At 70.9% G+C, this 12099-nt stretch carries 13 protein-coding genes; 4 read left to right on the forward strand and 9 right to left on the reverse strand.

Going from position 1 to position 12099, the window contains the following annotated elements; genetic code table 11:
• Positions 1–54 precede the first annotated feature (54 nt).
• Positions 55–684, forward strand: a complete 630-nt coding sequence (locus O6P37_RS06715; RefSeq protein ID WP_269893331.1) for a type II toxin-antitoxin system PemK/MazF family toxin — start codon at positions 55–57, stop codon at positions 682–684.
• Here O6P37_RS06715 and O6P37_RS06720 read toward each other — a convergent pair whose 3' ends face one another.
• Both O6P37_RS06720 and O6P37_RS06725 read right to left on the reverse strand, forming a co-directional pair.
• On the reverse strand, positions 685–1305 hold the full coding sequence (locus tag O6P37_RS06720; RefSeq protein ID WP_269893332.1) for a GNAT family N-acetyltransferase: 621 nt from the start codon (positions 1303–1305) through the stop codon (positions 685–687).
• A complete protein-coding gene (locus tag O6P37_RS06725) occupies positions 1302–1730 on the reverse strand; it encodes a CBS domain-containing protein (protein WP_264015366.1) in 429 nt (142 codons plus the stop codon). Before O6P37_RS06725 ends, O6P37_RS06720 begins: the two co-directional genes overlap by 4 nt.
• A gap of 171 nt (positions 1731–1901) precedes the next feature.
• On the opposite strand from O6P37_RS06725, the gene O6P37_RS06730 reads away from it, so the two are divergent.
• On the forward strand, positions 1902–2759 hold the full coding sequence (locus O6P37_RS06730) for a ribonuclease Z (RefSeq protein WP_269893333.1): 858 nt from the start codon (positions 1902–1904) through the stop codon (positions 2757–2759).
• Here the strand turns inward: O6P37_RS06730 and O6P37_RS06735 are convergent.
• The 3 genes from O6P37_RS06735 to O6P37_RS06745 are packed head-to-tail and all read right to left on the reverse strand — an operon-like array spanning position 2743 to position 6235.
• Complete coding sequence (locus O6P37_RS06735; RefSeq protein WP_269893334.1) at positions 2743–3582, reverse strand: transglutaminase family protein; 840 nt, start codon at positions 3580–3582, stop codon at positions 2743–2745. The genes O6P37_RS06730 and O6P37_RS06735 overlap by 17 nt on opposite strands.
• Positions 3582–4565, reverse strand: a complete 984-nt coding sequence (locus O6P37_RS06740) for an alpha-E domain-containing protein (RefSeq protein ID WP_269893335.1) — start codon at positions 4563–4565, stop codon at positions 3582–3584. Before O6P37_RS06740 ends, O6P37_RS06735 begins: the two co-directional genes overlap by 1 nt.
• An 11-nt stretch (positions 4566–4576) precedes the next feature.
• On the reverse strand, positions 4577–6235 hold the full coding sequence (locus O6P37_RS06745; protein WP_269893336.1) for a circularly permuted type 2 ATP-grasp protein: 1659 nt from the start codon (positions 6233–6235) through the stop codon (positions 4577–4579).
• 154 nt (positions 6236–6389) lie between these two features.
• Here O6P37_RS06745 and rpsT point away from each other — a divergent pair, with 154 nt between their 5' ends.
• Entirely contained in the window at positions 6390–6650 is a 261-nt protein-coding gene (gene rpsT / locus O6P37_RS06750; protein WP_264015371.1) for a 30S ribosomal protein S20, read from the forward strand.
• 17 nt (positions 6651–6667) lie between these two features.
• Here rpsT and holA read toward each other — a convergent pair whose 3' ends face one another.
• The 3 genes from holA to O6P37_RS06765 are packed head-to-tail and all read right to left on the reverse strand — an operon-like array spanning position 6668 to position 10034.
• On the reverse strand, positions 6668–7630 hold the full coding sequence (gene holA, locus O6P37_RS06755; RefSeq protein ID WP_269893337.1) for a DNA polymerase III subunit delta: 963 nt from the start codon (positions 7628–7630) through the stop codon (positions 6668–6670).
• A gap of 12 nt (positions 7631–7642) precedes the next feature.
• On the reverse strand, positions 7643–9181 hold the full coding sequence (locus O6P37_RS06760; protein ID WP_269893338.1) for a ComEC/Rec2 family competence protein: 1539 nt from the start codon (positions 9179–9181) through the stop codon (positions 7643–7645).
• A 7-nt stretch (positions 9182–9188) separates the two neighbouring features.
• A complete protein-coding gene (locus O6P37_RS06765) occupies positions 9189–10034 on the reverse strand; it encodes a ComEA family DNA-binding protein (RefSeq protein ID WP_269893339.1) in 846 nt (281 codons plus the stop codon).
• A gap of 155 nt (positions 10035–10189) precedes the next feature.
• Here O6P37_RS06765 and O6P37_RS06770 point away from each other — a divergent pair, with 155 nt between their 5' ends.
• The gene (locus O6P37_RS06770; protein ID WP_269893340.1) at positions 10190–11248 is read left to right on the forward strand and encodes an NAD(P)H-dependent amine dehydrogenase family protein; all 1059 of its coding nucleotides are present in this window, start codon (positions 10190–10192) and stop codon (positions 11246–11248) included.
• Positions 11249–11261: 13 nt separating this feature from the next.
• Here O6P37_RS06770 and O6P37_RS06775 read toward each other — a convergent pair whose 3' ends face one another.
• Entirely contained in the window at positions 11262–12098 is an 837-nt protein-coding gene (locus tag O6P37_RS06775) for a DegV family protein (protein ID WP_269893341.1), read from the reverse strand.
• Between the last annotated feature and the right edge of the window lies 1 nt (position 12099).

The following is a 12099-nucleotide window of genomic DNA, read 5'->3' on the forward strand; positions in this document are numbered from 1 at the left end:
CACCGGCGGTCGCGACACAATCGCAGCTCCCGCCGGTCACTTATGCTCGATTCCATGCCTCCGCAGTGGAAGTCGTTCCAGCGGTTCGCGGGGACCGCCGCAAAGAACTTCGTGTTCAACGAGGCGCCGAAGTTCATCCGCCAGCTCCAGCAGTCCGAGAACAAGCCGCGCACCGTGCAGCAGGGACTCCAGCAGGGCCTCAAGGTCGGCCTGGAGGCGGGCCTGTCCGCCCTGGCCGGCGCCGCGGCGGGTCAGCCGACCGCGGCGATCACCAGCGGCAGGCCGGTCACCGACAACAGCGTCCCGACCGCGCACCGGGCCCGCAAGCTGGTCTACGCCCCCGATCTCGACGGCCGCGCCGACCCGGGCGAGATCGTCTGGACCTGGGTGGTCTACGAGGACGACCCGACGCGCGGCAAGGACCGCCCGGTGCTGGTGGTGGGCCGTGACCGGCGCACGCTGCTCGGCCTCATGCTGAGCAGCCGGGACCACCACCACGACGACCCGGACTGGATCGGTATCGGCAGCGGCGGCTGGGACGACGACGGCCGGCCCAGCTGGGTGCGCCTCGACCGGGTGCTCGACGTGCCCGAGGAGGGCATCCGGCGCGAGGGTGCGGTGCTGGACCGGGACCGATTCGAGATCATCGCCACCCGGTTGCGCGCCGAGTACTCCTGGAGCTGACTAGCGCGGCGCCCGCCACATCGGGATCATGCTGGGGCCGCCGTCCGGGAGCTTGATCTCGCCGGTGACGTCGAAACCGAAACGCTGGTAGTACGCGACGTTGTCCGGGTTGCTCGACTCCAGGTAGGCCGGCGCGTGCTCGGCGTCCACCCGGTCGAGCCGGGACCGCATCAGCGCCTGCCCGAAACCGCCGCCGCGCACCGTCGGATCGCTGCCGATGACGCCCAGGTACCAGTGCGGTTCCTCGGGATGGTGCTCCTTCATCAACTCGGTGAGCTGCTGCCCGCGCGCGACGCGGCCGCGCGCCGCCCAGAGGAACCAGGGCATCATCCGGAACTCCTCGCGCCGCGAGTGCTGCCAGCGTCCCGGTGGGTCCCACAGCGCGGCTGCCCCGATGTCCTGCCCACGCCGGGCGACCTCGACGCCGCCGCCGGCCATGAAGTGATGCCGGGTCATCGCCGCGAACATCGTCGGCAGCCCTTTCGCGCGGCGCGCCGGGTCGGGCACCATCCACGCCATCACCGGGTCGTCGGAGAACGCCCGCCCCAGCGTGCGCGCCAGCGCGCGGATCTCGGCGCGCACCGGCGGCCGCACCTCGATGTCGGTCGGCACAGTGGTCATCCCTGGGTGATGTAGGCCTGCAACTGTTCGTGCTCGGCTTGCAATTCTTCCATCCGCGTCTTGACCACGTCGCCGATGCTGACGATGCCGGCGAGCCGTCCGTCCACCACCACAGGCACGTGCCGCACCCGGTTGCGCGTCATCAGCGCGCTGAGGCTGTCGACGGTGTCCTCCGGGTCGCAGGTCGCCACCACGGTCGTCATGATCTCCGACACCGGCCGCCCCAGCAGGTCCGCGCCCATCTCGTGCAGCTTGCGCACGACGTCGCGCTCGGACACGATGCCCGCCAGCCCGTCGGGTGAGACCACCACCATCGCACCGATGTTGCGCACCGACAGTTCGGTGAGCAGCCCGCTGACCGACGTCTCCGGCGTGATCGTCGCGACCGCCGCCCCTTTCGTCCGCAACACGTCCGCGATCCGCATGGGAAGCCTCCGATTGTGAGCTACGTCATATCAGGCTAGGCGGGCGGCGCACGTCGCGGAGGGTTTCGACGGCCCGGGAATGAATCGGCGGGCGCGCCCCGGCGTCGATCCGGGCGGTGGAATCCGGCCAGACCGCCCACCGGCACGCCGTCGACGCGGTAGGTATGAGCCATGATCGAGGTGACCCTGCTGGGAACCGGCAGCCCGATCCCCGACCCGCGCCGGGCCGGGCCGTCGACGCTGGTGCGGGCCGGCGGCCAGACGCTCCTCGTCGACTGCGGACGCGGTGTGCAGCAGCGGATGGCGGCCGCCGGCGTCGGCGCCGCAGGCCTCACGGCACTGCTGCTCACCCACCTGCACAGCGATCACATCGCCGACCTGGGTGACCTGCTGATCACCCGGTGGGTGACCACGTTCACCGAACAGGTGCCGCTGACGATCATCGGACCACCCGGGACGGCCGAGGTGGTCGACCTGACGCTGAAGGCGTTCGGCCGCGACATCGGCTACCGGATCGCCCACCACGCCGATCTCACCGCGCCTCCCGCCGTCGAGGTGCACGAGCGCACCGACGGCGTCGTCTGGGACCGCGACGGCGTGCGCATCGTGGTCGCACCCACCGATCACCGCCCGGTGGCGCCGACGATCGCGTTCCGCGTGGAGCATCACGGTGCGTCGGCGGTCCTCGCCGGTGACACCGTTCCGTGCGACAGCCTCGACGCCCTCGCGGCGGGCGCCGGTGCGCTGGTGCACACCGCCATTCGCCGCGACCTCATCGAATCGCTTCCACAGCAACGGTTCCGCGACATCTGCGACTACCACTCATCGGTCGAGCAGGCCGCCGCGACCGCTGCCCGCGCCGGTGTCGGCATCCTGGTGCTCACCCATTACGTCCCGGCCATCGCGCCGGGCACGGAGGACGACTGGCGGGCGCTGGCCGCGTCGGTGTTCCCGCGCCAGATCGAACTGGGCGACGACCTGCACCGCGTCGAGGTACATCCGGGCGTGTGCGTCAGGCCAGCCGGGTGATCTCCACGACGACGTCGAGATCGGTGGAGCCCTCACCGGAGTAGATGCCCTTCAGCGGCGTGACGTCGGAGTAGTCGCGGCCGACGCCCACGCTGACGTACTGCTCGTTGATTCCCTTGTCGTTGGTCGGGTCGTAGTGCCACCACCCTCCGGTCCACGCCTGGATCCACGCGTGGCTCTCCCCTTCGACGGTGTCACCCACCGCGGCCTCCCGTGTGGGATGCAGATAGCCGGACACGTAGCGGGCCGGAATACCGATGCTGCGCAACAGGATCAACGACAGGTGGGCGAAGTCCTGGCAGACCCCTTTGCCCTCCCGGTGGGCGTCCAGACCCGAGGAGTGCACCCCGGTCGTGCCGGGCACGTATTCGAGTTCGCTGTGCACCCAGTTCGCGGCCGCGATCACCGCCTCCTGCGGGTCGTGGTACTTGGCGATCCGCTCGCCCACTCGGGCGATGCGCTTGCTGTGGGGCGTGTAGTCCGTCGGGGAGAGCACTTCGTCGAACCGGTCGAACACTCCCTCGGACTTCAGGTCCTCCCAGCCGGCGGGTTCCTCGGGATGCCCAGCGGGATCCGTCTCCACCACCGACGACGCGGTGACTTCGAGTTCAGTGTGCGGCGCATGCAGGTCGAAGGTGGTGACCGCGGTGCCCCAGTAGTCGACGTAGCGGTACTGCCTGGTGGCCGGCACGGTCTCGACGCGGTTGAGAATGACGTTCTGCCGGGAATCCGACCGCGGGGTCAGCCGGGCCTCGTTGAACGACGCCGTCACCGGCGACTTATACGCGTATCCGGTCGAGTGCACGACCCGCATCCGCCACATCAGATCTCCCCCTCTTCGATCACCACGCCGCCGCTGCGCCCGGCATCGGTCCACGCCACCCACGGGGCGGCGTGGAAGTACTGCAGTGCCAAAGCCTCTCCGACGTCGAAACAGGTCTGCTGGAACCCGGCCAACCGCTCTTCAAGGGATTCGAGCAGCATCCCGGGTTGCAGGAACTCCAACTCGCTGCGGGCCTGGCCGAGCAGGCGCTGGGCCTCGGCGGTGGCGCCCAGACGGTTTTGCGGGCGGTGCAGCAATTCCTCGAGGCTGTGCTCGGCCAGACGGAGGGAATAGTAGATCGACCGCGGGAAAAGCCGGTCCAGCAACATGAACTCGACCACCCGGCCGGCGTCGAGTGCGCCACGGTACGTGCGCAAATAGGCATCATGAGCGCCCGCTGACCGCAACAACGTGACCCAGGCCGGCGACGACGCGCTGTCCCCCACCCGCGAGAGCAGCAAGCGGACGGTCATGTCGACGCGCTCGATCGCGCGTCCCAGCACCATGAACCGGTATCCGTCGTCACGCGACAGGGTCGAGTCCGCCAGCCCCGCGAACATCGCCGCCCGGCCCTCCACGTAAGACAGGAATTCATGCGGGCCAAGGCGCTTGGCGGCGCGCTCACGCTCGGCCAGTGCGTTGTACGTGGTGTTCAGGCACTCCCAGATCTCACTCGAGGTGACTTCACGGGCGCCTCGGGCATTCTCGCGCGCCGCAGATATCGAATCGACGATCGACGTGCCGTCACCCCGCGTGTTGCGATTGAACGCGACGAGATCGGTCAGCGACCAAACGTCGAGCTGCGACGCGTCGGGCGCCTCGATGCCCAGTACGCGCAGGAGTGTCCGCGATGCCCGATCGGGGTCGACGCTCGAATCTTCGAGCAATTGGTGGATGGTCACGTCGAGAATGCGGGCGGTGTCGTCGGCCCGTTCGACGTAACGTCCGATCCAGTACAGCGACTCCGCATTTCGCGCGAGCATTCGCTATCCCCTTACTGTTGCTGTTGCTGCTGCTGGTCTTGTGTCTGGCTGTCCCCGTTGCGTTCGGTCTGCGGCCCCTTCGCCGACTTCGGCAGCGACCGCACCACCTCGGCAGCCGCGAGTTCACGCTCGGCGGCCGACGTCCGCGAGGCCAGCACCCAGGTGTCCTTCGAGCCGCCGCCCTGGCTGGAGTTGACCACCAGCGACCCCTCCGGCAGTGCCACCCGGGTCAGCCCGCCGGGCAGCACCCACACGTCGTCGCCGTCGTTGACCGCGAACGGCCGCAGATCCACGTGCCGCGGCGCGAGCTTGCTGTCGATCTGCGTGGGCACCGTCGAGAGCTGCATCACAGGCTGGGCGATCCACCCGCGCGGGTCGCTGCGGATCTTCTTGCAGATCGTGGCCAGTTCCTTGGCCGAAGCGTCGGGACCGAACACGATGCCGTAGCCGCCGGACCCCTCCACCGGTTTGATCACCAGTTCGTCGACCCGGTCGAGGACCTCCTCGCGCTCCTCCTCGAGCCAGCAGCGGAACGTGTCGACGTTGGCCAGCAGCGGCTTCTCCCCGAGGTAGTACTCGATGATCGTCGGCACGTAGGTATACACCAGCTTGTCGTCACCCACTCCGTTACCGACGGCACTGGAGATCACCACGTTGCCCGCCCGCGCGGCGTTGAGCACTCCCGCGACGCCGAGCACCGAGTCCGGCCGGAACTGCATCGGGTCCAGATAGGCGTCGTCGATGCGCCTGTAGATCACGTCGACCTGCCGCTCCCCCTCGGTGGTGCGCATGTAGACGGTGTTGTCCCGGCAGAACAGGTCGCGGCCCTCGACGAGTTCGACGCCCATCTGCCGGGCCAGCAGCGAGTGTTCGAAGTACGCGGAGTTGTAGACCCCAGGGGTCAGCACCACCACCGTCGGATCCGCGACGTTGTTGGCAGCGGCGTTGCGCAGAGCCCGCAGCAGGTGCGACGAATAATCGCCGACAGCGCGAACCCTGTTGGTGGCGAACAGGTTCGGAAACACCCGCGCCATCGTTCGGCGGTTCTCCATCACATAGGACACCCCGGACGGCGAACGCAGGTTGTCCTCGAGCACGCGGAAGTTGCCCTGCGCGTCGCGAATCAGGTCGATGCCGGCGACGTGGATGCGCACCCCGTTCGGGGGGTGGATGCCGACGGCTTCGCGATGGAAGTGCTCGCATGACGTCACGAGGCGGCGGGGAATGACGCCGTCGCGCAGGATCTCCTGCTCGCCGTAGATGTCGTCGAGGTACATCTCCATCGCCCGCACCCGCTGGGTGATCCCGCGCTCCAGCCGCGTCCACTCGGCGGCCGAGATCACCCGGGGCACGAGGTCGAGGGGGAACGGCCGCTCCTGCCCCGACAGCGAGAAGGTGACGCCCTGGTCGAAGAACGCGCGTGCGAGCGCTTCGGCCCGTCCCTCGAGCTCGGAAGCGTCGGACGGGGCCAACTCGGCAAAGATCCCCTTGTAGGGTCCTCGCACGTTGCCCTGGTTGTCGAACATCTCGTCGAAGGCCTGGTCGTAGCCGCCCAGCTTGTTGTAGCCGCCGAAGATGCCCTCGTGCCGTCTGGCCGCCCGGGTGGTGCTGCGCGACGAACGGGCGGACTCGGTGGGCAGGGTGCGGAGGCTCACCCCGCCATGTTGCATGACTCCGGCCGTTTCGGCAGGCCAGTGCGGCTCGCTTTGGTCGATCGACCCGCCCGCTGGTACCCTGAGCAGTCGCTGCCCGCCGACGCGGGCCGGCGCCGAGACTTCTGTCGAACTGTTCCGAATCACCCGAGACTTACGAAGGAATTACCGCGTGGCCAACATCAAGTCGCAGCAAAAGCGCATCCTCACCAACGAGCGCCGCCGTCTGCGCAACCAGTCGGTGAAGTCCGCGCTGCGCACGTCTGTCCGCGGCTTCCGCGAGGCCGTCGACGCCGGCGAGAAGGACAAGGCCGCCGAGTTGCTGCAGACCACCAGCCGCAAGCTCGACCAGGCCGCCAGCAAGGGCGTCATCCACAAGAACCAGGCCGCCAACAAGAAGTCTGCGCTGGCCCTGGCGCTCAACAAGCTCTGAGCCCGCCCGGCCGCAGGTCAGTCGGCCACCAGTTCGGCCACCCGGCGCACCGCCGCTTCCAGCGCGTACTCGGGATCCGCGGCCGCTCCCTTCACATCCGCATTGAGCGTGGCCACCAGGCGCATCGCCTCGGCCACTGACGCGCGCGACCACCGCCGGGCCTGCTTCTGCGCCTTCTGCACCCGCCACGGCGGCATGCCGAGCTCGCCGGCCAACCGGTACGGATCCCCCGTCAGCGGACCCACCCTGGCGATCGCGTGCACCGCTTCGGCCAGCGCGTCGGCCAGCACCACCTGCGGCTCCCCCCGCAGCATCGCCCACCGCAGCGCTTCGGCCGCCCCGGCGACATCGCCGGTGACCGCCTTGTCGGCGATGTCGAAGCCCTTCACCTCGGCCTTGCCCGAGTGGTACCGGCGCACCGCGACGGCGTCCACTTCCCCGGCGGTGTCGGCCACCAGCTGAGAACACGCCGCCGCCAGCTCGCGGATGTCGGAGCCGACCGCGTCGAGCATCGCCGTGACCGTGTCGTCGCCCACCTTGATCTTGAGCGCGCGGAACTCGCGGCGGACGAAGTCGGCGCGTTCGGCGGCCTTGGTGATGCGGGCGCACGGATACACCTCGGCGCCGAGCTTCTTGAGCTGATCGGCCAGTGCCTTGGCCCGCCCACCACCGGCGTGCACCACCACGAGCACGGTGCCCGGCGGCAGGTCCGCGGCCACGGAGCCGATCAGCGCGACCGCGTCCTTGCCCGCCTCCGCCGCGGCCTCGAGCACCACCACCCGCGCGTCGGCGAACAGCGACGGGCTGAGCAGTTCGGCCAGTTCGCTGGTGCTGACCTCGCCCGCGCGCAGCCGGTCGACGGGCACGTCGTCGGTACCCGCCTGATTGCGCACGTCGCGCAGCACACCGGCGACCGCGCGTTCGACCAGCAGCTCCTCGTCACCGAGCACCAGGTGCAGTCCACCGACTTCTCGACTCACCCCCCGATCGTTTCACGCCGTCCGGACATCAACCGCGGCGTGGCCCGCCAGCGTCCACGCGAGCAGGCACACGGCCGCGCCTGCGCAGGCGACGCGCACCCACCGCAGCCGCCAGCAGATCACCAGCGCCAGTCCGCCGAAGGCCACCACGCCCACACCGGGCAACCCCGACGGCACCGTGACGGCGGCGCCCGGGACACCAGCGGCGCAGCGCGCCACGTTCAGCAGCCACCACAGTTCGGGGCCGGTGAACCGGATCAGCAGCTGCCCGCCCGCCGGCCACAGCGGGCACAGCGCCGCCGCGGCGGTGCCGAGCACCGTGATCGGTGGGATCACCGCGGCGACAACGAGATTCGCGGCGATCGAGACCATGCTCAACGTCCCCGAGATGCCGGCCACCAGTGGCGCCGTCACCAGCTGTGCGGCGACCGCGACACTGGTCGCGTCGGCCAGCGGTTTCGGCCAGCCCCGCGCCACCAGGCGTCGCGACCACACCGGCGCCAGCACGATCAGCGCCGCGGTCGCCGACACCGACAGCGCGAACCCGACGTCGACGGCCAGCTCGGGGGCGCCGATGAGCAGGGCGACGACACTGCCCGCCAACGCAGGCACGGCGTGCCTTCTGCGGTGTGACACCACCGCCAGCAGCGTGATCGCACCCATTACCGCCGCGCGCAGCACGCTGGCCGACGGCTGCACGACCACCACGAACGCCAGCAGCACCAGCGCCGCGAGCAGCACCGCCGTCCGCGGACCCAGGACACCCGCGCTGAACAGCACCGCCCCGCAGACGATGGTCACGTTGGCGCCGGAGACGGCGGTGAGGTGGGTCAGGCCCGCGGCGCGGAAGTCCGCCGTGGTCGACGCCGTGACGGCCGACGTGTCGCCGAGCACCAGCGCGGGCAGCATCGCCGCCTGGTCCGGCGGCAGCACCCTGCGCGCCTGGGCGGCGAATCCGGTCCGGATGCCGTGGGCGGCCCGCTGCACGGCCGACGCCTCACCGAGCGTCGGCTCGCCGGTCGCCGACAGCACCGCGACCGTGAGATCGCGGCGGTCGGGTGCGCCGACGCGCGCCCGGAAGGTCGCCGGCCGGCCGGCGGTCAGATCGGCGAACCCGGACACCGACGCGAACGCGACGACCCTGCCCGACGACGGCCGGCCGTCGACCGCCTGCAGCGTGCCGCGGAACATCAGCCGGCCGCCGCCCAGCGAGCGCGGGCTCTCCGCAGGGGTGACCGTGACGCTGGCGGTCCGGCCGTACAGGGCGGCGACGGGGTGGTCGTCGACCTGGTGCGTGCGCACCGCCGCGGCGACGGTGAACGCGGCGCCCACCGCAGCGACCGCCGCCAGACCCGCCCCGGCAGTCCGTAGGGCCTCACCGAGGTCGCCGCGGCCGCCGGCCCACCAGGCCGCGGCGGCGGTGAGGGCGAGCGCGACGAGTGTCACCAGTACCGCCGCCCCGGCATGCCACAGCGTGGTGGTGGCGGTGACCGCCCAGCCGGTCGCCGCGGCAGGCACCAGCCGCAGGTCGAGCGGGCGGTCGCTGTCCACCCGCGGATCAGATCCGGACCAGGTCGCGCAGCTTGTCCAGCCGCGCCGGACCGATGCCGTCGACGTCGCCGAGCTGGTCGACACTGGTGAACCGTCCGTTGGCGTCGCGCCACGCGATGATCGCCGCCGCGGTCACCGGTCCGACGCCGGGCAGCGCGTCGAGCTGTTCGGCCGTCGCGGTGTTGAGGTCCACCGCTTCCGGCGGTGCGGAGCCCGGATCTCGCGGCGGGGCCCCCGGCGGCGCGGCGGGAGTCGCGTCGCTCACCGAACTGCCCATCGTGGTCGGCCGGCCCGGCGGCGCCGCGATGCCGACGATGATCTGCTCGCCGTCGGTGACACGTCGCGCGAGGTTCAGCCCGACGAGGTCCGCACCGTCCAGCGCGCCGCCCGCACCTTCGAGGGCGTCGGCGATACGCGCGCCCGCAGCGAGGGTGACCAGGCCCGGCTTGTGCACGAGGCCGACGACGCTGACCACCACCGGCCCGTCGTCGACGGGCGGTGCCTGCGGACCGGCGGAGGAGACCGCCGCGACCGGCGGCAGTTTCGCCGCGGCCACCGGCGGCGGCTTGTCGCGGATCACGGTGAACACGGTCACCAGCACGGCGACCACCCCGACGAGGGCGAGCGCCGCCACGCCCGCCCGGCCGGGATCGGCCCGCACCGTCGCCAGCCATCCCCGTGCCGACGCACCTCGGGAGCCGTTGTCCGACAGGTCTTCCGGCAGCCACCGCGACAGCGCGGTGTCGGACCGGTCGCCGGTGGGCCGGTCGGCATCGCCGTCGACGGGCACGGCGTCGTCCGCGCCGGCGCCGGGACGGCGGGCCGGCCTGTCGGACTGCAATTCGGTGGGCATGCGCCGACCGTAGGTCCGGGAGCCGACTGCGACGGCCGCCACGGAGGCGTCGGAGCCGCCGCTGGGGATGAACGCACGACTGTGGACAACTCCCTGCCGACCGTGCACACCGGGCGAATAGTGTCTACCCACATGACTCGACGAGGAGGCACCAGATGACCGCACCGGCGGCGAACCGGCCACTGCGCGTGATCCAGTGGACGACGGGCAACATCGGGCGGCGGTCCCTGCACGCCATCATCGGCCGCAGCGACATGGAACTGGTCGGGGTGTACGCACACGGCGCGGACAAGGTCGGCGTCGACGCGGCCGAGCTGTCGGGGTGGCCGGAGCCGACCGGCGTCACGGCGACCGACGACATCGACGCGCTGATCGCGCTGAGGCCCGACGCGTGCTGTTACAACCCGTTGTGGCCCAGCGTCGACGAGCTGGTCCGGCTACTGGAGGCCGGTGTGAACGTGTGCTCGACCGCGGCGTGGATCACCGGCGGCAAGCAGACACCCGAGGACCTGGACCGGATCCGGAAAGCCTGCGAGACAGGCGAATCGACGATCTTCGGCAGCGGCGCACACCCCGGCATGACCAACATGGTCGGCATGGTGCTGTCCGGGTCGTGCGAACGCGTCGACGAGATCCGCATCACCGAGTCCGTCGACTGCTCGACCTACGAATCCGCGGGCACGCAGTCGGCGATGGGGTTCGGCCGGGACCCCGACACCCCCGGCCTCGCCGAGAGCGTGCGCCGCGAGAGCGAGGTGTTCGCCGAATCGGCGGCGATGATGGCCGACGCGATCGGCGCGACCGTGGACCGGATGACGTTCGACGTCGAGTTCACCGCCGCCACCGGCGACAGCGATCTGGGCTTCATGCAGATCCCGGCGGGCACCGTCGGCGGCGTGTACGGCTACCACCGCGGCTGGGTCGGCGATCGCAACGTGGTGAGTGTCGGGTTCAACTGGACCATGGGTTCGCATGTCACACCGCCGAAGCCGCTCGAGCACGGCCACGTCATCCAGGTGTTCGGGCTGCCCAACATGCGCACCGTGCTGCACTGCCTGCCGCCGAGGGACTGGACCGAGCCGGGCTTCATGGGGCTCGGCATGATCTACACGGCGATGCCGGTCACCAACGCGGTGCCCGCCGTGGTGGCCGCGCGCCCCGGCATCGTGACACTCAAGGACCTGCCACCGGTCACGGGCCGCGCGCAGCTCTGATCGGCGCCGCGGGTCACTCGCTGATCTGGACGACCACACCGACGGCGCCACCGCCGAGGTGGATCGACAGCACCGGGCCCATGTCGGTCACCGTCAGGGACTCGACCTGGGGCAGCCGGCTGGTGAGCGCCGCCCCGATCTGGTCGGCGGCGTCGTGGTTGTCGACGTGGTGCACGGTGACGGCCGCCCGCCGGTCACCGATCAACTCGGCGATCTGGTCGACCATCGCCGCGTGCGCCTTGGACACCGTGCGGATCCGCTGGGACAGCACCAGGCGGCCGTCGACGTCGAGGCACAGCAACGGTTTGAGCGCCAGCGCGGTGCCCAGCCACGATGCGGTGGTGCCGATCCGGCCGCTGCGCCGCAGGTTGTCCAGCCGGTGCACGACGATGAACGCGTGCCCCCGCGGCATCGCCGCCCTGGCCGCCGCCTCGACCGCGTCCAGGTCTGCACCGGTCGCCGCCGCCCGCGCCGCCGCGAGGGCGACGAAGCCGACACCCATGGCCGCCGACCGGGAGTTCACCACCCGCACGGCGGGTCCGAACTCCCGCGCCGCCTGCACTGCGGAGCCGACCGTGCTCGACAGCGCCGCCGAGATGTGCACCGCCACAACGCCGTCCCCGCCGCTGTCGTGCAACGCCTGCCGGTAGGTGTCGACGAGCTCGGCGGGTGTCGCGCCGGCCGTCGTCGCGTGGGCGTGGTCGTGGATGTCGTAGGGCACCGGGTCGACGCCGTCGCGCAGATCGACGCCGTCGACGAGCACGTGCAGCGGCACCTGCCGGATGTCGTACTGCTTGAGGTCGTCGGGCGCCAGCCGCGACGACGAGTCGGTGACCACGATGACCGGCATC

The organism is Mycobacterium hippophais (genome assembly GCF_027529605.1).
In the GTDB taxonomy this organism is placed as follows: domain Bacteria; phylum Actinomycetota; class Actinomycetes; order Mycobacteriales; family Mycobacteriaceae; genus Mycobacterium; species Mycobacterium arseniciresistens.